The organism is Bernardetia sp. MNP-M8 (assembly GCF_037126285.1).
Classification (GTDB): Bacteria; Bacteroidota; Bacteroidia; order Cytophagales; family Bernardetiaceae; genus Bernardetia.
This window is the reverse complement of the sequence record NZ_CP147012.1, coordinates 4,500,099-4,525,687: the sequence shown is the minus strand read 5'-3', so window position 1 is coordinate 4,525,687 and position 25,589 is coordinate 4,500,099. Positions and strand designations below refer to the sequence as shown.

Annotated in this window: 20 protein-coding genes and 1 riboswitch; of the genes, 6 read left to right on the top strand and 14 right to left on the bottom strand. The window is 32.0% G+C overall.

Annotated features, from left to right (window positions below; genetic code table 11):
• Nucleotides 1–273: 273 nt before the first annotated feature.
• The gene (locus V9L04_RS18315) at nt 274–1,380 is read left to right on the top strand and encodes a glucosaminidase domain-containing protein (protein ID WP_338791371.1); all 1,107 of its coding nucleotides are present in this window, start codon (nt 274–276) and stop codon (nt 1,378–1,380) included.
• Between the two features lie 3 nt (nt 1,381–1,383).
• Here the strand turns inward: V9L04_RS18315 and V9L04_RS18310 are convergent, their stop codons facing one another.
• The gene (locus V9L04_RS18310) at nt 1,384–2,904 is read right to left on the bottom strand and encodes a T9SS type A sorting domain-containing protein (protein ID WP_338791370.1); all 1,521 of its coding nucleotides are present in this window, start codon (nt 2,902–2,904) and stop codon (nt 1,384–1,386) included.
• Nucleotides 2,905–3,150: 246 nt separating this feature from the next.
• Nucleotides 3,151–3,759 (bottom strand): ATP-binding protein, encoded by a 609-nt coding sequence (locus V9L04_RS18305; protein WP_338791369.1) that lies wholly within the window; start codon nt 3,757–3,759, stop codon nt 3,151–3,153.
• 212 nt (nt 3,760–3,971) lie between these two features.
• On the opposite strand from V9L04_RS18305, the gene V9L04_RS18300 reads away from it, so the two are divergent.
• Nucleotides 3,972–6,275, top strand: coding sequence for a LysM peptidoglycan-binding domain-containing protein (locus V9L04_RS18300; RefSeq protein WP_338791368.1), 2,304 nt, complete (start codon nt 3,972–3,974; stop codon nt 6,273–6,275).
• 72 nt (nt 6,276–6,347) lie between these two features.
• On the opposite strand, the gene V9L04_RS18295 is transcribed toward V9L04_RS18300, so the two are convergent.
• The 12 genes from V9L04_RS18295 to V9L04_RS18240 form a co-directional block, all read right to left on the bottom strand.
• On the bottom strand, nt 6,348–7,679 hold the full coding sequence (locus V9L04_RS18295; RefSeq protein ID WP_338791367.1) for a homoserine dehydrogenase: 1,332 nt from the start codon (nt 7,677–7,679) through the stop codon (nt 6,348–6,350).
• Nucleotides 7,680–7,690: 11 nt separating this feature from the next.
• On the bottom strand, nt 7,691–8,749 hold the full coding sequence (metX, locus tag V9L04_RS18290) for a homoserine O-acetyltransferase (RefSeq protein ID WP_338791366.1): 1,059 nt from the start codon (nt 8,747–8,749) through the stop codon (nt 7,691–7,693).
• Between the two features lie 124 nt (nt 8,750–8,873).
• On the bottom strand, nt 8,874–10,118 hold the full coding sequence (locus V9L04_RS18285) for a GTP-binding protein (RefSeq protein WP_338791365.1): 1,245 nt from the start codon (nt 10,116–10,118) through the stop codon (nt 8,874–8,876).
• A gap of 98 nt (nt 10,119–10,216) precedes the next feature.
• Nucleotides 10,217–11,113, bottom strand: coding sequence for a sulfate adenylyltransferase subunit CysD (cysD, locus tag V9L04_RS18280; protein WP_338791364.1), 897 nt, complete (start codon nt 11,111–11,113; stop codon nt 10,217–10,219).
• A gap of 149 nt (nt 11,114–11,262) precedes the next feature.
• Nucleotides 11,263–11,970 (bottom strand): phosphoadenylyl-sulfate reductase, encoded by a 708-nt coding sequence (locus V9L04_RS18275; RefSeq protein WP_338791363.1) that lies wholly within the window; start codon nt 11,968–11,970, stop codon nt 11,263–11,265.
• A gap of 118 nt (nt 11,971–12,088) precedes the next feature.
• Nucleotides 12,089–13,606, bottom strand: a complete 1,518-nt coding sequence (locus tag V9L04_RS18270) for a TSUP family transporter (protein ID WP_338791362.1) — start codon at nt 13,604–13,606, stop codon at nt 12,089–12,091.
• Between the two features lie 132 nt (nt 13,607–13,738).
• Entirely contained in the window at nt 13,739–15,385 is a 1,647-nt protein-coding gene (locus tag V9L04_RS18265; RefSeq protein WP_338791361.1) for an NADPH-dependent assimilatory sulfite reductase hemoprotein subunit, read from the bottom strand.
• Between the two features lie 148 nt (nt 15,386–15,533).
• On the bottom strand, nt 15,534–17,285 hold the full coding sequence (locus V9L04_RS18260; RefSeq protein WP_338791360.1) for a flavodoxin domain-containing protein: 1,752 nt from the start codon (nt 17,283–17,285) through the stop codon (nt 15,534–15,536).
• Nucleotides 17,275–18,102: a uroporphyrinogen-III C-methyltransferase gene (gene cobA / locus V9L04_RS18255; RefSeq protein WP_338791359.1), complete on the bottom strand. Its 828-nt coding sequence runs from the start codon at nt 18,100–18,102 to the stop codon at nt 17,275–17,277. Before cobA ends, V9L04_RS18260 begins: the two co-directional genes overlap by 11 nt.
• Nucleotides 18,103–18,353: 251 nt before the next feature.
• Nucleotides 18,354–18,815: an OsmC family protein gene (locus tag V9L04_RS18250; protein ID WP_338791358.1), complete on the bottom strand. Its 462-nt coding sequence runs from the start codon at nt 18,813–18,815 to the stop codon at nt 18,354–18,356.
• A 160-nt stretch (nt 18,816–18,975) separates the two neighbouring features.
• Nucleotides 18,976–20,301 carry an O-acetylhomoserine aminocarboxypropyltransferase/cysteine synthase gene (locus V9L04_RS18245; protein ID WP_338791357.1) on the bottom strand — a complete coding sequence of 442 codons (1,326 nt, stop codon included), beginning with the start codon at nt 20,299–20,301 and terminating at the stop codon, nt 18,976–18,978.
• Nucleotides 20,302–20,776: 475 nt separating this feature from the next.
• A riboswitch (SAM riboswitch) is annotated at nt 20,777–20,886 on the bottom strand.
• Nucleotides 20,887–21,318: 432 nt separating this feature from the next.
• The gene (locus V9L04_RS18240; RefSeq protein WP_338791356.1) at nt 21,319–22,146 is read right to left on the bottom strand and encodes a prohibitin family protein; all 828 of its coding nucleotides are present in this window, start codon (nt 22,144–22,146) and stop codon (nt 21,319–21,321) included.
• Between the two features lie 195 nt (nt 22,147–22,341).
• Here V9L04_RS18240 and V9L04_RS18235 point away from each other — a divergent pair, with 195 nt between their 5' ends.
• The 4 genes from V9L04_RS18235 to V9L04_RS18220 all read left to right on the top strand — a co-directional run bounded on the left by V9L04_RS18235 (nt 22,342) and on the right by V9L04_RS18220 (nt 25,505).
• Nucleotides 22,342–23,025 (top strand): hypothetical protein, encoded by a 684-nt coding sequence (locus V9L04_RS18235; protein ID WP_338791355.1) that lies wholly within the window; start codon nt 22,342–22,344, stop codon nt 23,023–23,025.
• A 54-nt stretch (nt 23,026–23,079) separates the two neighbouring features.
• Complete coding sequence (locus V9L04_RS18230) at nt 23,080–23,556, top strand: DUF2306 domain-containing protein (protein ID WP_338791354.1); 477 nt, start codon at nt 23,080–23,082, stop codon at nt 23,554–23,556.
• A gap of 3 nt (nt 23,557–23,559) precedes the next feature.
• Nucleotides 23,560–24,615, top strand: coding sequence for a histidine kinase (locus V9L04_RS18225; RefSeq protein ID WP_338791353.1), 1,056 nt, complete (start codon nt 23,560–23,562; stop codon nt 24,613–24,615).
• Between the two features lie 161 nt (nt 24,616–24,776).
• Complete coding sequence (locus V9L04_RS18220) at nt 24,777–25,505, top strand: LytTR family DNA-binding domain-containing protein (RefSeq protein WP_338791352.1); 729 nt, start codon at nt 24,777–24,779, stop codon at nt 25,503–25,505.
• The last annotated feature ends 84 nt before the right edge of the window (nt 25,506–25,589 follow it).

The window sequence follows — 25,589 nt, the reverse complement described above, 5'->3', positions numbered from 1 at the left end:
GATACGAAAGGCTTTTTTTTGTTAAAAGTAATTGAAGTCTTATCAGAGATTTAGTTTTGTTCATCTTTCTTTGTCTTTTAGAAAGGAACGAAAAACTAACATCTTTTCGTTAAATTTACAGTCTAATTGATTATTATATGTTTGATTAGCAAGTGATATTTATGATTACTATGATAATTATAGAGTACCTGAAAGTATGAAAGTATATTTCTTCTACACCAATAGTAATAGTTAAAAACCAAATTCAACCAATAGCTTAAAAATTATATCAAAATGTTACCAACACCTTTTAAAAAATGGGCTACTCGTCCTGTTTATTCTAAATCCATTCAAATAAAAATTCCATTTAAAAAGGAAAATAATATACTTACACTTGTTATTCAATTAAACAATAGACTAGTATTTGCATTAATTGGTATTTTTAGTATTATAGCTGTTTTACAAGTTTCTATTCTGATGTCAGGAAAAGATGACACACAACTTGCTCAGACTAGCACACTTACAGAAAATGCTACAAAAGAATATTTAGAAGGAGAAGGATTAAATAAAGAGACTAGTTCAGATACAAATACTGATAATATAGACAATGATGATGTAGAATATAATGATGTTGTAGATTATGGCTATAAGCATTTATCAAAAAGTAATTCTATTTCAAAAACAGAAACAGAAGACAAACGAAAGAATTTTTTGAAGGTAAAACACACCCTAATTAGTGAAGCACTTATAGACAATCAAGTATCTCGCTTAGAACAACTTAGTGATAAAAAAATGATAGAATTAAATCAGAAACTGAGTGAAGCATTTATTACTGTTGTTTTTAATCAAACCAAGGTAGAGCCTCATGTAATGGCATACTTTACAGGAACAAAAGATCTTAAAAAATTTGAAACAGCACTCATGGAACAAGCAAAATACCACGTTCCTGCTTCTATAAAACTGGCTCAATCTGCTTTAGAAACAGCTTATGGACAGCGAATTGTGAATAATAATTATTTTGGAATAAAAGATAAAAGAGGAAAAACAAAAGCTATAACTACAACAGAATATTATACAGCAGCAGAATATAAAGCCAATAAAAGTAAGATAGTAAGTTCAAAAATTATTCAGAAAGATGGAAAAACACTTTATAAATGTCTGATAAAAGATAGCTTTGCTGATTATACTTCGCCTTGGGAATCATTTAGAGCGCATTCCATTTTTTTGAATGAAAGCAAACGTTATTCTCCCTTATTTACAAAAGGAAAAAACTATGAAGATTGGGCTGACAAAATTGGTTCTACCAAATATGGGGGTGTAGGTTATGCAACCTCTCCTATTTATGGTGAGCTTTTGAAGAAAATTATCAAGAGATATAATCTTGATTTATTAGATTATTAATTTTTATCTAACTACTTTCAAAACAGTCATTTTACTTGTTTTACTATCTTGAATATGCAAAATATACATTCCTTTTGAAAGACTAGAAACTGAAATTATATTCTGATTTTGATTCAAATTATGTATTCCCTTCAAAACACCTATACTAGAATAAATTTTTACTTGAACTGGATTTTGTAAGACAAATTTCCATTCATTTTGAAAAGACACAAGTTTTATTTCTTTAGTATCATTTTTTTCTACCTGTACAACTACGACAGGAGAATAAGTAAAATTGCCATTTGTATCTATTTGTTTCAAACGATAATAAATATTTTCATTTGACGAAGTTAGACTCAAAGTATTATCTGTAAGATTATCTATAAAAGAATATTTTCTCTCTTTGTTGGGTTCTTGATTATTGTTTTGAGATGAAACTTGAGTAATTATTTTAAAATCAGTTCCCGAAAATGAGCGTTCTATCTGAAAATATTGATTATCCAATTCAAACACTGTTTCCCAGTTTATGTAAACACTGTTATTAGTTTCTTTATTAGCTGTAAATGAGCTAAGTGTAATTGGTAAAATTGTTGGCACACAAGTACAGTTAGATACATTTGGTCCTATATTTCCTCCATTTGAATCAAAACTTCCTCCATTGCTAGATGAAGTATCACAAATATCTACATTACTACCATCTGTGCCTACATTTCCACTGCCATTATTTACTGAAGAACCTGCAATATTGATTCTACCACAACTTCCTAGAGCTACTATATCACCATTATTTGCAAAAGCTCCTCCTACTGACACAACTGAGTTGTCAACCGTTATATTGCCATTACCATTATTAGTAAAACTTCCTCCAATAGTAGTATCTCCACCAAACTCCATATCTCCATTATTTTGTACGGCTCCAGAAATTGTTCCTCCAGAACCAAATACAATAGAGCCACCACTATTATTAGTTACATTTACAGCAGAAGTTGTTCCTCCTATTACGACATCTCCACCTGTCGTTATATTTATGGCATCCATATCTCCACCTACATTCAAAACTGAATTATTTCCTCCTGTATAATTACCAGTAGAGAAATCTCCTGTTATATTGATAGTTCCATTATTATCATTTTGTGTATTTCCTGTAACTGTTACATCAGTTGTACTTGTAAAAACACTGTTGTTTCCAACAGTAAGTGAGCCTACTGAAAAATTCCCAAAATTATTAAAACTATTATTATTACCTAGGTTTAAATTCTTATTCCAAGTTCCATAATTTTCAAAACTATTGTTAGTTCCATTCAAATTCATATTTATTGAATTAGAAACTGTTGTATTTGAAGAGACACAAAGAGTTCCGTTCCCAGAAAAATCAATATTTCCAGTAAAAGTACCAGTAAAAGTAAGACAAACTTTTTCACCAGAAGCAACCGAAAAACTAACATTTGTTGAAATGACTCTATCACAACCTGTGCATTGAGCAGAAACTTGTGAAGAAATTAAAGATAAAGGAATAAAAAGTAATAAGTAGTAAAATAGTTTCATAGTTGGAATGGTATTTTAATTAACTTAATTAATTAAATATAGTTTTTTGAATTATTCTAAGTTACAAAGATATGCAGATTTACATAAAAGTAAGAGTAATAGTAAAATAACGCATAAATCTGTATATCAGATACATTGTTTTAAAAAAAATATTGCTTTTACTGGTCATTTGATATATATACTATAAACCAATAAAACTAGTATTTTCTATTTTTATCTCTACTAAAAATTAGGTATTAAATTATGTTATTTATTATAGTAATCAATAATTTTAATAGCTTCTTCAAGTCTTTTATCATTAAGTTCTCCAATTTCAGAGTACTCAATGTTTCTTTTTTCTAATTCTTGTTTCATTTTTTTATAAAAAAACTGCCTTCCTTCGTCATTTGTTCTTTGTTTATCAAACTCCCACTTCGTGTTGGGTTTTAATAAAAGATAGTGTGAATAGAGTTGATTTTGAATAGCTTTATCTAACCAAAAAGGAACTCTTTTGTAAATATATTTTGAATATACATAAGTAGTTAGCAAATTTGTATCTAAAAAATAGAAAGAATTGTTGTGCGAAATAGCTAGATTTTTTATTTGATTTTCACTACAAAGCTGCCCTATTGCAATCGGCTCTACATCATCAAAAGTAAGTGAATTTGTATCCTCATACTTTGCATATTTCATTTTTATATCTAAATATAATCTTGAAAATTCAGGATTTGAAAATACCCCATAATAGTTTTCTAGTTCTTTTGTCAATGTAGATTTTCCAGAAGATTCTGCCCCAAAAACAACTATACTTTTAGGATTTTCGTTACTAGGTCTAGTAATTGTTGTACTTTTTTGTTTAAATTGATTATCTTTCATGTAAATTGTTGAATCTATTTTTATTTTATTGAGTTTATAACCAAATTGAATCTCAATAAAAATACTAAATTATTTTTATGGATTTTTCTCAAAAAATCATCTTTTTTTAAAGAGTAAAACCAAATTAACAAAAAGCCAAACTGATAGTTTTTACTTACAGTATTAGTTTGCTCCTTAGCCATTCACTAAATAAAACTATAAATTTAAGTCTTATGCAGTATTATTTTTCAAACTATTTTTTAAAAAATCCCTATAGACATCAAACTCTAATTATTTTGTTTTTGATTATTTTTGTAGGTAGCAGTTTTCCTGTTTTTTCTTGGGCTTCTTCTCCTTTAGATACTACTTTAGTTATTGAGAAAGATATTTATCCAAAAATAGTAGACAGACAAGAACGTCTTATTGAAGGCAAGAAATATGTTTTTGCAACCATTAATGAACGTAAAGGAATGGTGGCTCTTTCAGGGAATTTTTTGAGTGAAATGGCTCATGCTGCTGGCATAGAGGTTACTGACTTTTTGGATTGGAATGACATGAAACCTACTGATGCCATCAAAACAGGACAAGTTTATTATCTTCAAGAAAAAGGAAATAGAGCTAAAGATGTTGCTACACATGTATTGATGGATAAAGAAACTCTTTGGGATGTTTCTCAAAAATATGCAATGCGTTACAAATATTTATTGAAATATAATCGTTTGGATGAAGATGATAAAGTAAAAGTAGGAAGAGTTCTATGGATTCAGACTAAAAGACCTAAAAGAATTCCTGTCGAAGTAAGAGATGTTACTCCAATTGTGGCAAGTTTTGATGAAAGCGAGGAAGAAGAAACAGCAGCAGACCCAGAACTAATGGCAGAATGGGAAGAACTCAAAAAGACAGAATTAGCTGGAGTAGATAATAATGAGAAAAATAATGCAACCACTACAACAGTTGTAAAAACTGAAAATAATAATCCAACTAAAACCACTACTTCAGAGCAAGGTTCTTTCGCTGAATTTGATAATGATAAAGGCACAGACGGAGTTATTATTACAGAAAAAACAGACGCTAAGAAAAATGCAGAAACCACTACTACTAATGTTGTGAAGTATCATACTGTAGCAGAAGCAGAAAGTTTGTATGATGTCTCCAAAAAATATAATGTCGTAATGTCAAAACTAAAAGAATGGAATAGTTTACCTGATTACACTACTTATACTGGGCAAAAACTTATTGTTAGTCAGCCAAATATCAGCAAAGAAGACAAAGTATATGATGGAAGTTTAGTTACCGAAAAAACAGATACAAAAACAACTACTTCATCAGACAAGAAAGTAGTCGTCAAGCAAAATGCAAATGGAGAATTTGTAACTTTTTTAGATTCTTCAGGTGTACTCTTGCCTACTCCTCAGCAAGATTTTCGTCCAGTTGAGCCTTCTCTCACTACTACAAATTCAGATTATCATATTGTAGAAAAAGATGAAACTCTTTGGTCGATTGCAAGAAAATATAATTTGAATCCAAAAGATGTAATTCGTTGGAATGGATTTATTGTAGGAGATAATATTGATGTAGGAGACAAAATCATTCTCAAATCTAGTTTGGCAGTTCCAGCAGGTTCTAGAGTTGAAATAGAAAAAAATAATTCTACTAATAATTCTAGTGGAAATAATGCAACAGCAGCAGGAGGCTCAGAATTTAAAGACCCTACTTTGATTGACCCTGCAATTAGTAATGGAGTCAATCAAGTAAATACTGCTTCTAGTCAAGTTAAAACAAACCCTTCTACACTTACTAGAGAAGAAATTATAAAGATTGGAGGAAATCCTGACAAGGCAGGCACAAAAGGTTATGATGCTATGGGATTTGAGGTTGCAATGGTAAATACAGACACAATAAAAACCAAAATTGAAGAGATAGAAACAAAAGCAGAAATTTATGTGGTAAAGCCACAAGATATGCTTGGCAAAATTGCTCAAAAATTTAATATAACTACAAAAGAAATGATGGCGTGGAATCCAAAAATTCCTGCAAATGGAACAATTTATAAAGGGGATACACTTTTTGTTTCGAAGCCAAAAACTACTGTAACTGTTGTAGAAGAAACAAAAAATCAAGCAACAGCAACAGTCTATCCAGTAGAGTATTATGGTGCAGGTTTTCATGCTGTTCAGCCAAATGAAAATGTATATAATTTGAGTGAAAAATATGGTGTTCCTGTGGCTAATATTTGGAAGTGGAATAAGTTAGAAACAACTGTAATTGACCTTCCTGTGGGCAAGAAAATGATTGTGAATGAGGGAGTTTTGCAAATGGCAAATAACGATACTGCAATTTCTTCACAGACAAAACAAAATATAACTACTGATGCTACAACGAAAGTAAATTATGATTATCATAGTGTAGCAAAAGGAGAAACACTTTTTTCTATTGCTCAGAAATATAACCTTTCAACGGCACAAGTAAGAGAATGGAATAATCGTCAAGGCGATTTGGTCTATGAAGGAGAAAAATTGATTATAGGAATAAAATAATTCTCAAGTTTTTGTACAAAAAATAGCCATTTTGTTTATAACAAAATGGCTATTTTTTTTGGTAAATTATTTTCAATAACTCTCAGAAATTGTTGTTTCTTTTTCTTGTTTTTCTTCATTGGTAGCTTCTACATTTCCACTAATTGCCACAAAAATTTGATTTTCTTCTATAAAATTACGTTTTTCAAAAAGTTCTGATAAAAGAATTTTGCCAATAATATAATTTTCATTTTCTATCAAAATTTCTTTAAAATCAATATTTTGAAGAAGTTCTTTTTTACTCAAGTTTTCATCAAAACGCAAATAAACCTCTGCTAAAGCTTTTCTAGTTGATGAAAATTCAGTCGTTGTTGGGATCTCGACAGCGACATTTTTTACTTTTCTATATTCATACTGATAATCGTAACGCAGCGCAGAAATATCTGAAAGAACTGCTGAGCCTGTTGGATGTCCTCCTGCTCCTTTTCCTATAAAAGTTTGTTTATCAGAAAATGCAGCTTCTACCAAAACAGCATTATTTTCATTTTCTACATTATAGAGGGGATTTTCTGCATCAATAAAAGTAGGCAAAACATAAAGTAAAAGTTGATTATCCTTCGCCTTCCTATTTTTTGATGATTGAATACGTGAAATATTAGCTACTAATTTTACTTTGAAATTCGTAGTTCTTTGATTATTATCATTACTTATACTATAATTTGCAGCAAAATCAATATCTTCTTTCTTGAGATTATTAATTCCGAGTCTAAGTATTTCATCTGGATTTACAAAAATTCCATACGCTTGTGCAGCCAAAAGACAAAGTTTATAAGTGGGGTCAAAACCTACTACATCAAGTGTTGGGTCAGCTTCGGCAAAACCTAAATCTTGTGCTTGTTTCAAAGCAACATCATAAGTCAGATTTTCATTAGCAATTTTTGATAAAATATAATTCGAAGAACCATTAAAAATTCCACTTACAGAATATAGAAGCTCATTATCATAATATTCAGCCAACGTTCTGACAATCGGAATACTTCCACACGCAGCAGCTTCATATAAAAGTGAAGTTCCTGTTTCTTTCTGAATCTTTACTAATTCTTCCAAATGCAGAGCAAGCATTTTTTTGTTTGCTGTAACTACATTTTTACCACTTAGCAATGCTTTTTTTACAATTTGATAGGCTTCTTCTGCATCAGAAATAAGTTCTACAACAAGATTTATTTCTTCATTTTCTAGAATTTCATTTTTATCATACGTAAAAAAGGAAGAATCTATCTCACGTTTTTTTTCTTTATTTTTTACACAAATTTTCAAAATCTGTGCTTCAAATCCTGTATTTTCGGTGTTGTTTTGAAGAATATCGTGCAGTCCTTTTCCGACACAACCAAATCCAAACAAACCAATTTTTAATATTTTTTTCATATTAGTATTTTTTAAACCCTAAGGGTCTTGGAGACCCTTAGGGTTTTGTTGAGAATAATATTATCTAATAAAATTTCACCTAGTTTTTCTCCTTCCAACAAAAAACCATCATGTCCGTAAGGAGATTTTATTTCAAAATAGCTTGAGTTAGGAATATATTTTGCTAAAAGTTGTTGGTCTTCAGAAGGAAACAAAACGTCATTTGTAATGCTTACCACAACTGTTTTTGCTTGAATTTTTGAAAGAGCTTTTTCAACTCCTCCTCTATTTCTTCCAACATCATGCGAATCCATTGCCTTGGAAAGATTGTAATAGGCAAAAGCATCAAAACGCTGGGCTAATTTTTCACCTTGATAAACTTGATAGGATTCAGAACTAAAATTTTGTGTTCTGCCATCATTATCTGTTTGTGTCAAATTGTAGGCTTCATAATTTCGATAAGATAAAAGTGCAATACTACGAGCTACTTTCATTCCATTTAATCCTGCTTTCGGGTTTGATTCTTTCCATGTAGAATCACTTTCTATTGCTTGACGTTGAGTAGAATTAAAGGCAATTCCCCACGCTGAATGTTTTGAACTGGTAGCAATGAGAGCCAAATTTTCGATTAAATTGGGTTCTTTTATTGCCCATTCCATCGCTTGTTGTCCTCCCATAGAACCACCGATACAGAGCCAAATTTTATCAAACCCTAATTTTGACTGCAATTCTTTTCTAAGTAAATCTATACCATTTACAATATCACGAATGGTAAAAAAAGGAAAATCATGATAAAACGGTTGTCCTGTTTTTGGATTTTCTGAAAGTGCATTGGTAGAACCATAACACGAACCCAAAATATTGACACAGATAATAAAATGTTCTTCTTTGTTAATTGTCTTGTTTTCTCCTACTAAAATATCCCACCATTCCAACGGATTACTATTTGCCGTCAGCGCATGACAAATCCAAACGACATTATCTTTTTTGTCGTTTATTTTTCCAAAAGTATGATAAGCAAGACGAAGCAAAGGCAAAGATTGCCCACTTTCTAAGGCAAATTCAGAATCAGAATCAAAATAATTTAGCATAGGATAGTTTTATAAAAACAAAAGACAGAATTTTAAAAAGTAGGTTAAAGGCTTGACTTTTAGTTGTTTATAAGAATATCAATACAGTCAAAGGCAAACCTTTGCCCTACGAATACAGTAATTTTTATTGTAAAATCAATGCAGCAGCCGTTAGATTTGTAGTTTCATCAATCAAAATTGCTCCTCCGTTGGTTCTTAATTCTTTGTACGAATCAAAAACTAAAGGCGATGCTGTTTTGATTTCTAACTTTCCAATTTCATTTAATTGAATTGTTTTTGCGCCTGTTTCTTTCTCTAATGTATTGATATTGAGCTTATAATCAATATTTTTTATTACACAACGTACCGTTCGGCTATTGTGTTGTAATAAATATTTCCCTCCAACTTGTAAGTCTTTGGTATCCATCCAGCAAAAAAGACTTTCTATATTTTGAGTAACAGTTGGAGCATTTTGTTCTCCTACAATCGTATCTCCTCTACTAATATCAATCTCATCTTCAAGATGTAAAACAACACTTTGCCCTGCCGAAACTTCTTGTACTTCCTTTAAGTTATGCTCAATTGCTTTTATTTTGGTACGAATTCCAGAAGGTTGTATCAAAACAGTATCTCCTTTTTTGAAAATTCCACTTCCTACTTTTCCTGCATAGCCTCTATAATCATGAAATTCTTCACTTTGAGGACGCAAAACATATTGAACTGACAAACGAGGATGAGTAAGATTTTCGTTTTGCTTAATTTCTACATTTTCAAGATACTCTAGCAATGTGTCGCCTTGATACCAGTTCATAACCACAGCACTTCTATCAACAATATTTTCTCCACTCAGCGCAGAAATAGGTATAAATTCTACATTTGAGAGTCCTAAAGATTCTTGTATGGCTTGGTAATCTTCTTTGATTTGATTGAAAACTGTTTCGCTAAAACCAACCAAATCCATTTTATTGATAGCCACCACGACATGAGGGATATTCAAAAGTGACGCAATCAAAGAATGACGACGAGTTTGTTCGATAACACCTTTTCGTGCATCAATCAAAATAATGGCAAGGTCAGAATTTGAAGCTCCCGTAACCATGTTGCGTGTGTACTGCACATGACCAGGAGCATCAGCGATGATAAACTTGCGTTTTGGCGTAGAAAAATATTTGTAAGCCACATCTATCGTAATTCCTTGTTCACGCTCGGCACGCAAACCATCCGTAAGAATTGCTAAATCTATTTCTCCATTTTCTTTGTTTTTGGATTGTTTGCTAATGGCTTCTAATTGGTCTGTCAGAATAGATTTTGAATCGTATAAAAGGCGACCTATAAGTGTACTTTTGCCATCATCTACGCTTCCTGCCGTAATAAATCGTAAAATATCCATAGTTTTTTTGAATTTAGATAATTGTAATTTTTTTAGTAATTCTTCATTTACACCGAACTGTTCCCTTTGAGGGAACAGTTCGGTAAAGCATAACATTTTTAGAAATACCCATTTTTCTTTCTATCTTCCATCGCAGCTTCTGAAACTTTGTCATCAATGCGTGTTTCTCCTCTTTCACTAATTCTGGAAGCGATAATTTCATTGATTACATCATCAAGTGTTGAGGCTTCGGAAGGAACAGCAGCCGTACATGTCATATCTCCTACGGTACGATAACGGACTTTTTCTGTAACAATCACGTCATTTTCATCAATCTGAATAAAATCCGAAACGGCTACTAACTGCTTTTCTGATGTAAAAACACATTCACGCAAATGCGAAAAATAAATTGGCGGCAAAGCGATATTTTCTCTTTTGATATAATTCCAAATATCTAATTCTGTCCAATTACTAATCGGAAAAACACGTACATTTTCGCCTTTACTAATTTTTCCATTATAGGTATTCCAAAGTTCTGGGCGTTGCAATTTGGGCTCCCATTGTCCAAACTCATCTCTTACTGAAAAAACACGTTCTTTTGCACGAGCTTTTTCTTCATCTCGTCTTGCTCCTCCAATACACGCATCAAAACCAAATTCTTCAATAGTTTCTAAAAGAGTATAAGTTTGTAAGCCGTTTCTGCTTGCAAATTTTCCTTTTGGTTCGGCTAAATTTTGAGCTTTGATAGTATCAGCTACATTCCTAACAATAAGTTTTTCTCCTATTTCTTTTGTAAAAGCATCTCTAAAAGCAAGTGCCTCTGGAAAATTATGTCCTGTATCAATATGGACTAAAGGAAAAGGAAATTTAGCAGGACGAAAGGCTTTAAGAGCCAAATGTACCAAGACAATAGAGTCTTTTCCACCACTAAATAATAAAGCAGGTTTTTCAAATTGTCCTGCTGTTTCACGTAAAATATGAATCGCTTCGGATTCTAATTGATCTAAATAGTTCATAGTTTTTTTTGTATAGTTGTCGTCAGTGAGGACACTGACAACGGCATTAGATTAAATTAGTAATTTATTTTGTGTGTTCATTTCCTCAGAACTGAATACACAATATTATTGATGTATTACATTCATAATTTTTAATTCGTAATTATTTCTTATTGATGCAATCCACATTCTTTTTTGGAACTATTTTCCCACCACCAACGCCCAGCACGAAAATCTTCGCCTTCTTTAATGGCACGAGTACAGGGTTTACAACCAATACTTACAAAACCTTTATCATGCAGAGGGTTGTAAGGTATTTGATAGATATTAATTCGTTTTTCTACATCTTCAAAATTCCAATGTAGCAAAGGATGAACTTTAAGCATTTTATGCGCTTCGTCCCATTCAAAAAGAGGCATGTTTTGTCTATTTTCTGAATGTTCTGCCCGAATTCCTGTTACCCAAATCGTATAATTTTCTAAAGCACGATTGAGAGGTTCTACTTTTCGGATAAAACAACATTCTTTTCTATTTTCGACAGATTCATAAAAACTAAACTTGCCTTTTTCGTTTTCTAATTCTTCAACTTTAGTTTGATTAGGCTCAAAAACAGTTATTTTTTGGTTGTACTTATGTTGAGTTTGTTCTAAAAGTTGTTCTGTTTCCTCAAATAACCTTCCTGTTTGAAGTGTGAAAATATCAATAGGAATTTCATTTTTAAAGATAAAATGAGTGATGAGTTGGTCTTCAATTCCTAAACTTGTCGAAAAACATACTTTTTGAGGGAATTTTTCAGCTAGAATTTTAAGTAGTTCTAAAGGAAATAATTCTCTATGAAGCTCAGTTTCTGCAAAAGCTAAAATTTCTTTTTTTGTCATAATTTTGAAAGATTATTTTTTTCCTCGTTGACGGCTGCATTTGAGCCTCAACGACGGTTTATTTATTTACTTTTTAACCGTCAACGAGGCGTTGCCGTCGTTGAGGACTTTAAAAACGCTATACATATTTCATCAAGATTTTGACGCTTGATAAAATCACTAATAAGGCTACAAGTATCATCATAGGTTTGCGAGGAATTTTTTTAGTGAGTCTACTTCCTAGTGGTGCAGCCACAACACCTCCCAAAATCAGACCTGCAATAACATACCAATGACTCACTCCAATACTGAAAAAAAGCACTGTCGAAGAAATAAAATTGATAAAAAACTTAGCTAGACTAGATGTTCCGACAACATAGCTTACTCCTTTTCTTTTGCTCATCAGTGAAGAGGTTACGATAGGTCCCCAGCCACTTCCAGAAAAAGCTGCTGCAAAACCTCCTACTATTCCCAAAAGTCCTAGATGTTTGGATTTTTTAGTTATAGAATCTGACCTAAACGATACCACTAACAAGCGCAATCCTACAAACAAGGTATAAATTGCCAAGAGCAAATAAGCCAGTTGATTGTATTTATCACCCAAATAAATGAGTAAAAGTGCGCCACTAACTGCGCCTATCATTCCAAAACCAACAAGCCAGTAGAGCATTTTTTTATTGACATTTCCGAAACGATAATGTGAATATCCACTGATGGCATTCGAAAATACACCTGACATATTTACACTACTACTAATGGCAGGAAGAGCAATTCCTCCCCACATCATAGCTGTAGCACAGACCACACAATAGCCCATTCCGATACTTCCATTAACAAGTTGTGCCAAAAATCCAATCGCTATCATCTCAAAAAACTCTGTCGGAATCTGAAAAACAAAAGTTTGTAACTCATTCGCAGACACAAAAACTGAAAGTCCATAGCCAATAAAAAAAGTCAGAAAAGCAATAGAAATTACCCAAGTGAGTCGTATATATTTTTTTGACTGAGGAGTTATTTCAAGCGTTTCAATAGGTTCTACTGTTTCTATTTTTGGATTGTTTGGTTCTATTTCACTTTGAGCAGGAATTGCATTCAAAGATTTTGTTATTTTGCTAAGCTGGAAGAGTTTATTTTGAAAGTCTCCTTTGAGTGTATTTCGGTAGTCGTGCAATTCCAAAATTGTTTCATCAATCGTTTCTGGAAGTGCTTCCTCAAAATATTCTCTCATTCGACGAGCAAGAATAGGCGATTTTCCATTGGTAGAAATGGCAATTTTTAGATTTCCTTTTTGGATAATCGAACCCAAATAAAAATCACATAAATTTGGCTGGTCGGCTGCATTTCCTAAAAGTTTTCGCTCATTGGCTAAGGATTTTATATGTGCATTAATTTTTGAATCGTTTGTAGCAGAAATAACTAGCTCAACATCATCCAAATCACTTGGTTCGAATGCTCTTTCTGCATATTCAATGTGTGGATAAGCTGCCAATATTTCATACATTTCTGGAAAAATTTCAGTAGCTATGAGCTTAATATGTGCTGTTGGATTCTGTTTGAGAAGTGTCCTTATTTTCTCAATACCAACATTTCCACCACCAACAAGCAAAAATCGTAAGCGTTCTGTTTTCAAGAAAATAGGAAAAAGTGTATTTGACATAGATGGTAAAAATGATAGGATAATTGGAATCAAAAATCGTCTGATTTAACCGTCGTTGAGGCTTCGCCATCAACGAGATTTTAATTTTAGCTACCTCAACGACGGCAAAGCCTCGTTGACGGTTGAAAAAAATTAATTAGCAGAAAAGAATTTTCTGTAACTGAAATCTCCAAAATTTTCATTTGGTTTTCTTTCGTTTACATATTGAGAAAATAGGCTGTCTATTTCGGTAAGAATTTCAGATTCACTCAATTTTTCTTTGTAGAGTTGATTTAATCTTTCTCCGTAACGGTCGCCACCAAGCATAAAATTATACTGTTCTGGAGCAGTTCCGATAAAGCCTAATTCGGAAACATACGAACGCCCACAACCATTTGGACAACCTGTCATTCTGATACTTAACTCCTCTTCTTGAAGTCCATATTTTTCCAATAAAGGTTCTATTTTAGAAACTAATTTTGGTAAATATCGCTGTGCTTCTGCCAAAGCTAAAGGACAAGTAGGCAAGGCAACACACGCCATAGAATTTTTACGCAAAACACTATCTTGCTTTTCTATTGCAAACTTTTCGATTAGATTTTCAACTTTAGATTTGTTTGCTTCACTTATTTCTCCCAAAATCAAATTTTGATTACAGGTAAAAATGAAATTCGAAATGTCTAATTGAGCCACTTGATGCAAAAATTCTTTTTGATACGATTTTACTCCTCCATTTTCTACGAAAAGTGTATAAAACCATTTACCTTCATGATTTTGCTGCCAACCATACAAATCTGAACGTTCTGTAAATTTGTATTCTTTTGCTGGTAGAAATTCAAAACCGATACGCTTTTCAAGTTCTTTTTTGAAATTTTCTACTCCCATTTTGTCAATCGTATATTTCAAACGAGCTTGTTTTCTATCCGAACGATTACCAAAATCTCTCTGAATCGTCAGCACTTCATAAGCAGCTTTCAATATTTTTTCTTCGCTATCCAAAAATCCTAAAACAGTTCCCAAACGAGAATACGTATTTGGATTTCCAAAAGTAGCCGACAAACCACCACCAACTGCCACATTAAATCCTTTCAATTCATTGTCTTCAATGTGTGCAATCAGTCCCAAATCATTCGAAAAAACATCTACATCATTTGAAGGAGGAATGGCAATCGCAATCTTGAATTTTCTAGGCAAATAACGGTCTTCATACAAAGGGTCAGCTTCTTTAGAACGCTCATAGACTTTTTCATCATCTATCCAAACCTCATAATACGATTGTGTTTTTGGCAATAATAACGTAGAAATTTTATTACCATATTCATATATTTCTTGATGCAAAGGAGAAACTTTTGGATGTGCGCTGACCATCACATTACGATTTACATCGCCACAAGCTGCAATAGAATCTAATTTTGCCAAATTAAAGGCTTGGAGAGTTGGCTGTAATTGATTTTTCAAAACACCATGTAATTGCAATGTTTGGCGAGTTGTAATTTTGAGAACGCCTGTTCCATATTGCTCCGAAATTTCGTGAATAGCAAGCCACTTTTTCGAATCAATTGCTCCCCCCGGAATACGCAGACGAATCATAAACGAATATAATTTGTCTAATTTTTTGGCTGCACGTTCGGCACGACGGTCTCGGTCGTCTTGCACATACATACCGTGAAACTTTACTAAACCTTCGTCATCTGGACGAACATTTCCAGTAAAATTGTCTTTCAAACTTTCTTTTATTGTTCCACGAAGTCCGTCGCTACCCGTCTTTATGGTTTCTAATGGAGATAATTTATTGCTCATTTTTGATTAGTGTTTTAGTGATTTAATGTGCAGTGTGTTCGTTTCCTCAGAAACGAACATATACGCTTTCTCAGAAGCGTCATGCTTGTGTTAGTCAAATCACGCTTCTGAGGAAGCGTTTCATTCAGTTCTGAGGAACTGAACGTACTCAATACACATCTTTTTGATATTTGCCTTGCTCTTCCAAATCTTGCAAAATCTGTTTTGCTGTTTGTGTATCTACATTTCTTTGCTCAGAAATAATCTGAATCAATGTATTTTCTACATCTTGACTCATCGGATTTTTTTGTCCACATACATACAAAACTGCTCCTTCTTCTAGCCATTGATTGACTTCTTTTGCATTCTGTTTCAAACGATGTTGAACATAAATTTTTTCGGATTGGTCTCTTGAAAAAGCTGCATCAAACTTTGTAAGTAAACCTGTTGCAATCCATTCTTGAATCTCGGTTTGATAATAAAAATCTAGTGTAAAATGCTGTTCTCCAAAGAATAACCAGTTTTCACCTTCACTTCCAGTTGCATCTCTTTGAGCTAAAAAACTGCGAAAAGGAGCAATTCCTGTTCCTGCACCAATCATAATAATGGGTGTATTTTCAGTTGGAAGACGGAAATTAGAATTGGAATGAATATAAAAATCAAATTCAGTTTCTAGTGGAAAATCTGCCAAAAATTGCGAAGTTAAACCTGTTTTGAAGTCATTTTCTACCTTGAATTTATCTAAAGTAACTGTCAAATGAACTTCCCCTTTATTAATATCATCGTCGTCATCTTGATGCGCTTCCGAAGAAGAAGAAATAGAATACAAACGAGGAGCAATCGGCAATAAAATTTCTAATATTGAATCAATTTTGAGACTTGAAAAAGCAGGATTTTGTGTCAAAATATCAATCAAATCCGTTTTATCACTTTGTATTTCAAAATTATCTACATTTATTAATTTCAAAATTTTGGTAATAGAATTTTTACTCAATCCTTTTATATTTCTGATTTTGAGCCAGTCGTAAAGTGTTTTGTTTTCTCCTTTAAGAGTCAAAAAACGATTTGCATCTTCTTGAAAATAAGTAAGGATTTTATCAATATCTGTATCACTATTTTTGGCAATAACTCCCAAAGCATCTCCAGATTGATAGGCAACTCTTTCATTAGTTGCAATTTCGATATGATACGTTTCTTTGTTCGAACCTCTATCATTTAAAATTACTTTATGAAAAATTTTGCCTTTATAATTCTTCTTAACTGATGAAACTGCTGTTGAGGGAACAGATAAAATCTCATTTTCTACAACTGAATTATTTTGCCACTTCTGAAAAACAAATTGTAAGTCTTGTTCCCACTTTTTAGCAACTGGCACAAAATCTACATCTGACTTTACTAGAGATAAAATTCTTTGAGCTTGTTTTTTTTCAAAAAGTGTATCTATCAAATTTCCAGCTTCACAAAAAAGAGGATACGAAGAATCTCCCAACGCAAAAACAGCGTAATTTAGATGAGAAAAATTTTCTTTTGAACTATTCAATTTGTCATAAAAAGCCTTTGCATTTTGTGGTAATTCGCCTTCACCTTGTGTGCTGATGACAAACAAAACAAAATCTTCTTTTGCTAGTTTTTTTATATCGTAGCCAAATACGTCAGCCACTTTGGCTTTAATTTTTGACTTTTTGAAAGAAGTAAGTAACCCAGTAGCCACTTTTTTGGCATTTCCTGTTTCTGTTCCATATAGAATTAATGGTTTTAGTGTTTTGACAGGAAGTGAATTTGGTTTATTTTCAATGGTATTTTGAGAAACATTCTGACGGTCTGAAAAACCTGCCAAATATCCTTTTGTCCAAATCAGTTCCTCATGAGAAACATTTTGCACAAATTCTTGTAATACCGATAATTTAGATTCAGACAGCATATTTATAAGTGTTTTTGTGATTGTCAAAATAAGATTCTACAAAAGAAGAAGCAGGAAAAGGCGTTTGTTTTTCTTCTAACCAAGCAAATTCGTGATGCAAATTCACTACTTTTCCTACAATAATTAGAGTAGGAACATGCTCAAATTCTGGTAGCGTTTTGTACTTCAATTCTTCAAAAAAAAAGACCGTTGTTTTTTGCTCTGGCGTAGTAGCTTGCTGAATAATGGCTATGCCTTTTGATGTATCAATTCCATTTTTCAAAAACTGATTTGTGAGCTTTTCCAATTTCAAACCACTCATATAAAAGACAAGTGTGTCCTTTGTTTCTGCCCAATCCGTCCATTCTTTTTGCGTAATATGATTGAGATTATACAAAGTCAGAAACCGAACACCTCTTGAATGATTGCGAGCTGTCAGAGGAATAGCCGAATAAGCAGCAGCTCCAAAAGCAGCCGAAACACCCGGAATAATTTGATAGGGAATGTCATTTTTTTTCAATATTTTGAGTTCATCTAAAATATTAGAAAACAAAGAAGCATCTCCTCCTTTTAATCTCAAAACCTGTTTTCCTTGCAAGGCATATTCTACCATCAATAAATTAATTTCCTCTTGTGGTGTATGAATTCCTTTGCTGCACTGCTTTCCTACATAAATAATTTGAGCATCTTTTCGTGCTTCTTTTTCAATCAAAAAAGGTGAAACCAAACGGTCTGTCAAGATTATGTCTGCCTTTTGTAGTGCTTTTAGAGCTTTTAGTGTGATGAGTTCAGGGTCTCCCGAACCTGCTCCTGCTAGAGTTACGTATCCTTTAATCATAGTTTTTCTGATTATTTTTGAATTATTTTTTAGAAAAAAGTTCAATAAAGGCAGTAGTAAAGAGCCTCAACAAAAGAAGATTCTTGAAAATCCTTTTGTAATTTTTGCTTTTTCTAAAATGATGGATTGAAAGTTTTTTGAGGTTAGAAAATAGAAGTCAAAGTCAGATAGATTATCCGACCATTGACACTATTTTTCTGATAGCTGATTGGTTGTTTTTGTATCACAGACTTCCTAGTCTGTGCAATTTTTTAATTCAAAGAAGCTACAAAAAGATTTTTTTCAATCTGCAAAGAAACAGGCGTTTGATTTTGCAAATTATCTCCTACTGGGCAACGTCTTTCAATTTCGTATAACCATCCTAATAATTCAGTTTCAGTAGCAGTAGTTTGAGGTTTCAGACTAACTTCAATGCGATGAAAACCTGCTCGTTCTGTTGTATTTTCTCCTAAAAGTTTAGAAGGATTAAGCTCTCCAGAAACATTTATTTCTAGTTTTTTGAGTACAATATTAAGTTCTTGAGCAACTATATGAGCTACCACATTCAGACAACCTGCATAGCCAGCCAAAATATATTCGACAGGGTTTGGGTATTCATTTGTTCCACCTAATTCAATAGGCTCGTCGATGGTGAGTTCGAATTCTCGGCTTTTTCCTGTGAATTTTGCTGAGCTTTTATTGACTCCTTGAAATGAGAAAGAAAGTATAGACATTTTTTCGTAAATTTGAAAGATTGAAATAAGTAAAACACAAAGAGGCTGCAACCTCGTTTTATGCAAATGATAATCAGAACCTTGTTTTCTAGCCAAAACAAGGTTTTTTTATGCAAACCTATAAGGTTTTCAAAAACCTTATAGGTTTGAACGGCTTGAACTAAGCCAAAACAGGAGCAAATACTTTTTCAAACGCATTGATAAAATCGCCTTTGATGTCGTCAATGTATTCAATACCTACCGAAACTCTCAATAAAGTTGGATGTACACCTGCTTTTAATTGGTCTGAATCGGAAAGTTGCTGATGTGTAGTTGAAGCTGGATGAATAATAAGCGTTTTTGCATCACCTACATTTGCCAAATGACTAACAAGCTCTAAGCTATTTACAAATTTTTCAGCATTTTCTTTTCCTCCTTTGATTTGGAAAGATAAAACTCCACCAAAACCATTTTTCAAATATTTTTTTGCTAATTCGTTATATGGACTACTTTCCAATCCTGGGTAATTTACTTTTTCTACTAATTCGTGGTTTTCTAACCATTTTGCAAGTGCAAGAGCATTTTCAACGTGGCGTTGAACACGCAGTGAAAGAGTTTCTAATCCTTGAAGTAATAAAAATGAATTAAAAGGACTAATTGCAGCACCAAAATCTCTTAAACCTTCTACTCTAGCACGAATAGCAAAGGCAATATTTGGCAATCCTAGTGGGTTTCCTTCTCCGAAAGTTTCCCAAAAATTAAGTCCGTGATAACCTTCTGATGGCTCAGAGAATTGTTTGAATTTACCGTTGCCCCAATTATAATTTCCTCCATCAATGATAACTCCTCCAATACTTGTTCCGTGTCCACCAATCCATTTTGTAGCTGATGCTGTTACTACGTTTGCGCCATGTTCTAAAGGACGGAAAAGATAACCTGCTGCACCAAACGTATTATCGACAACCAATGGAATATCATATTTTTTTGCTAAAGCTGCAATTGCTTCAAAGTTTGGAATATTAAATTCTGGATTTCCGATTGTTTCTAAATAAATTGCTTTTGTTTTTTCATCAATTAGAGCTTCAAAAGCAGAAACTTCGCTACCTTCTGCAAAACGAGCTTCAATTCCGATGCGTTTGAAAGCTACTTTAAATTGATTGTAGCTACCACCATATAAGTAAGAAGTAGAAACAAAATTATCTCCAACTTCCAAAATATTATTGAGTGCTGTAAATTGTGCAGCTTGTCCAGATGCAACAGCAAGAGCAGCAACACCACCTTCAAGGGCAGCAATTCGCTTCTCAAAAACATCTGTGGTAGGATTCATGATACGGGTGTAAATATTACCAAACTCTTTGAGAGCAAACAGATTAGCTCCGTGTTCTGCGTTATTGAAAACATACGAAGTAGTTTGATAAATTGGAACGGCACGAGAGCCTGTTGTTGGATCAACTTCTTGTCCTGCATGAAGTTGTAGTGTATCGAAATGCAATGGTTTGTTTGACATAGTTTGTAGATTTTAGAGTGACAATTTGTAATATTATCGCTTTATAGAAAAATAAAGATTAGATTAAGTAGTATAAAATATACTTATTCTTTTTTTGTATAGATAAGTATATTTTAATAAAAATTGTAGGTACAATTATTTTTTTAATAGATTTTGTAAAATTTCAAGCTAAAATAAAATAATTTAGTTTTGCAGAGTTGCAAAAAAACATTCTCCTTTTAGGGAAAGTACAAAAAACAAGAAAATTAATAGAACCTAAGGAAGAAATTAACAGCAACAACAACAGCACATAACCTTTGGAGTGGCTATATGAGAAAAAGAATAAGTAAGAAAATTAGAGGCAATAGAAATTACCTTTGCATTTAATGATGTTGTGGTATTGGTTTGCTCAAGTAGTGAACTTGAGAAGGCGTTTTGTAGAATCTGTATAAACATGATAGTTAGAATTTATATGTCCTAAATTCTTTTTGAATTAATCTTAATTTCAAAAAGAAAAAATTTGATTTAGGCAGGAATTAGCACCTTGCTGTTAGCAGGTTGCCAGTACATCATTGAGCCTGTTCTCTCTGTACTTCTTTATAAATCTCATACACTTTGGTAAATCATATAAGTCTGATTTGACTAAGTGTAGTTGAAGTGTGATACAATGATACGATGAGTTTTTTTATTATCCAAATAAATCTACAAATTCAATGTTAAATAATTGTTAAACTCACTTTTTTAATCAAAAAAACACAAATAAATAGTATTAAAATTATATTTATTGATTAATAATTCAAAATAATAGAGTAAATATATAATCTGATAAAATAATTCTTTACAATAAAATTGTTCTGAACTTATTATATTGAAACAGGGCATTTTCACAAAAAAATATGAATTCGTCTTTGTTTATTCATTTCCTCATAAGTATTATTTATAAAAACATTAGACTTATGAGGAAACATTTTATTCAGTTCTGTGAACGACGTAGTCCTCAGCGAAGCTAAACTGAACATACTATTTTATAAACTCTATTTATTTACGATTCGACTTCAAAATATCTGCGACATCTACAAAAGTTTCTCCACCACCCGAAATAACAGGCAGTTTTCCATCCCATTTTTCGATAGCTTTCAATCTCAAAAGTTCGTCATCTAATGATAATTGAAGTAATTTTTGTGCGTCAGATTGTGCTTGCGCTCGTACTCTTTCTTGCTCGCCTTCTGTACGAATACGCTCCAAATCATTGAGAGCAGTTAATGCTTTTTGTTCTGCAATTTGTTTTAATTCAATAGCCGAGTTAAATTCTGGTGAAAAATTAAAATCTATAATTGAAAAATCAGTAACGATAATATTATTTTGAGCAAGACGCTTTTTTATATACTCGTATACGTCTTCTTTTACAGCAGGTCTTTTTGTAATCAATTCTTCAGCTGTATAACGAGCAGCAGCCGATTTTATAGATTCTTGGATAACGGGTTCAATAATGGTTCGCTTATAATCTAGTCCTAAATCTCTATAAATAACATTTGCTTTTTCTTTAGATAAAAAGAAATTAAGTGCTACTTTAGAAGTAACAGGTTGCAAATCTTTAGAAGAAGCAGATGCAGATGCTTCCATTTTCTGAACACGTACATCAAGCTGAATAACCGTCGAAACGAAAGGATTCACAGCATGCATTCCTTCGGGAAGTAAAATATCTTGAACTGCCCCAAAATTAGCCACTACACCAATTTGTCCAGATTCAACAACTACAAAAGTTCTGAATAAAAACACGAGAGCAACTATAATAACAACAAAAGTTCCGATTCCAAAAAAGACTGTTTTGGGAGATATTGAGGATTTATTTCTTGAATTAGCCATATATATTAAGGTGTTTTTTAGTAAAAGGTAATTTTGATTTATTATTTAAGCAATATAACGGAAAATAATTGATTTGGGTTAGTATTTTACTTTTCGTCCTCTCAAAATAGCTTTTGGTATAAAATATTAGTCTAAGTAAATAGAAAGTCAGAATTTAGAGTAAGTTATTCAATCACTCTAAAAAAACAGACAATAATGAAAAAACTAAAATTTACTATTTGGTATGTTCTTACCTTAGTTTTTTATGGAATGTGTATAACAATTTCATTTTCTCAAAATGCTACATCAATTAATAGAAAAAGAGCGGGAGGTTTGTATCTATTGCAAGGTTTTAGAAATCAAAATTTTTCTCAAATAAACTCCCAACTTAACTTTTCTGATTTTGCTTCTTCCAAAGAAATTACACACGTTTTTGGAGCAGGTGGTTATGGTTGGTTTGGTCGTTTCAAAGTAGGAGGGGAAGGAAATTATATCCAAAACTCAAATGCAGATAATAACAAAAATACTGATTTAAAAGGCTTTGGAGGAAATATTTATACAAGTTATTTACTCAATCCAAACTCTAAAATACATATTTTGCCTTTAATAGGATTAGGAGGAGAATCAATTATTTTATCATCAAATAGAAATAATTTAGTAGTTACAAATTTTTCACAAGCACTAGAACAAGCTCAAACGCTACAACTAAAAACAGGTAGTTTTTATCTCAAAACGACCTTACAATTTGAATACAAAGCACAAAGAAGTGTCATGGGTTTTCAAGTTGGTTATCAATATGCTCCTTCTCAAAAATGGCAAATTGCTAATCGTTCGTTTGAGAATGCTCCTTCTTCTACCCTTTCTAACTTATTTTTACAATTTAGTTTTGGTTTGGAATAGGAGAAATGAAGCCTCACAGTTGATAAAAATAATAACATTTAAACTTTACATAGTATGATTTTCACAAATATTATTCATAGTCCAGTAGGAACAGTTCATTTAATTGCTGCTATTATCGCTATGATAACAGGACTTTTTGTTATTTTGAAAGGACATAAAGGAAATAGCTCTCATAAAAAAATCGGTTACGTTTATGTAGTTGCTATGCTTTTTCTCAACGGAACTGCTTTTGGAATTTATAATTTTGGTTCTTTTTCTATGTTTCATTTCTTTTCTGTAATCAGTTTAATGAGTCTAACATTTGGAATGTTGCCCATGATTTTGAAATGGTCTAACAAAATACGTTTTCATTATCGTTTTATGAGCTGGTCAGTTGTGGGACTTTATGCTGCTTTTGTGGCAGAAGTTTTTACTCGTTTTATCCGTTTTGAGTTTTTTTGGGTAGTTGTAATGATTGGAACACTACTCGTTTCGATAGTAGGAGGCTATTTAATAGAAAAAAATGCAAAGAATTTTATAAAAAAATTTTAAAAAATGAATCAAAAGACTATCAATTTTCTAAAAAAACACAAAGGGCATATTCTTTTTTGGGTAGTGTATTCTGTCTTTTGGGCGATAGTTAGTTATGAAAAAGAAGCTCCTTTTTGGCAATTATTTTTGATAAATTTTTCTTTTTTAATTGGACATGCAGCAGCTTCATACATAGGAATTTATGTTTTGTTACCTCGTTATTTTCAGACTAAAAAGTATATTTTGCTATTTTTTTTATCGCTCGTTAATTTGCTATTTTTTAGTAGTATAATTTCTTTAGGAATGTTTTTGGCTTTAAAATTTAACCAAGAAAATTATAGTTGGATTTGGCTTCCTAGAAATTGGTTTAAACAATTTTTTCTTTCTACTTTTTGGATTATGGCTATTTTTATGGCGTGGAAAGGCTTACAAGAACGACGAAAAGCAGAAAAACGAAACACAGAATTAGAAAAAGAAAAACTACAAAACGAAGTTCGTTTTCTAAAGGCTCAACTTAATCCTCATTTTTTATTTAATGCTCTCAATAGTATTTATTTTCAAGTAACAAAATCACAAGAAGAAGCTCAAGAATCATTACTTATCTTTTCTGAAATGTTGCGCTATCAACTTTATGACTGCACAACTGAAAAGGTAGAACTAAAGCAAGAGATACATTATCTCAAAAATTATCTAGCTATGGAAAGTTTAAGAAAAGGCAAAAGAGTCAAAATTCAAACTCACTTAGATGTAAAAAATAAAAGCATTTTAGTTGCGCCATTACTTTTTTTGCCTTTGGTTGAAAATGCATGTAAGTGGGTTTCGATGGAAAAGGAAAAACAAAATTTCATTACTATTATTTTAAAAATCAAAGAAAATAATTTATTCTTTTCAGTAGAAAATAGCCATTCAGATGTTAAATTAGAAACACAAAATAAAATTTCAAAGAAGGGAGGAATAGGGCAACAAAATTTAGCACGAAGATTAGAATTACTTTATCCAAAAAAACACTGTCTTTCTTTTCAACAAAATTCAAATACCTATATTTCAATTTTGGAATTGGATTTGGAAAATAACTTTTAAACAGATAATGATATTAAGATGTATAGCAAATTATCGAATGCTGTTGTTGGTGTCGCTTCACTAAAATACCAACAACGGTATTTAAAAACTTTTATAACAAAACTCTTATCTTACTCTTGTCGATGTGATGTCCCCATTGAACACTTTCAACTTACTCAAAAATGAATAAAAAAATCACTTGTTTAGTCGTAGATGATGAGCCTTTAGCACGAGAAGGACTAGCAGAATATATAAAAAGAACTCCGTTTTTAGAACTTGTTGGAACGTGTGAATCTGCTTTAGAATTAATAGAAAAATTAAATTCTCTTTCTGTAAATGTTATCTTTTTGGATATAAATATGCCAGAACTTTCAGGAATTGATTTTTTACGCTCTGTGCCTACTGAAAAACGTCCTTTTGTAATTCTGAACACAGCTTATTCTGAATATGCATTAGAAGGTTATCAGCTTGATGTGTTAGATTATTTAGTTAAACCTATTTCGTTTTCACGTTTTTTGAAATCTGCTCACAAGTTACAAAAACGAATTGATGATGCTTATAAAATAGAAAATCAAAAATTAGCTACTTTTTTCTTTATCAAAATAGATAATCGATTAGAGAAAATTAATTTTGAGGAAATTCTTTTTATTGAATCAAAACGTAATTATATAGAAATTCAGACAGAAAAAAGAGGAGTGTTTGTGACTTATCTAACATTACAAAAAGCAGAAGAAGAGCTTCCCAAAAAAGATTTTTTACGTGTTCAAAAGTCATTTATTATTTCCAAAAATGCTGTTGAGAGTATCGAAGGTAATCAAATAATAATCAAAGACAAGAAAATAGCAATCAGTAGAAAAAATACGCAAGAAATTATTAATGAAGTAACTCAAAATAGTTTTTTGAAAAAATAAAAATAAGGAAACTATTGGCTTTCAAGTACACTAAAAGCGAATCAAGATAGGTTAAAATTTATGGCTCTTCCGACAATTTAGCGA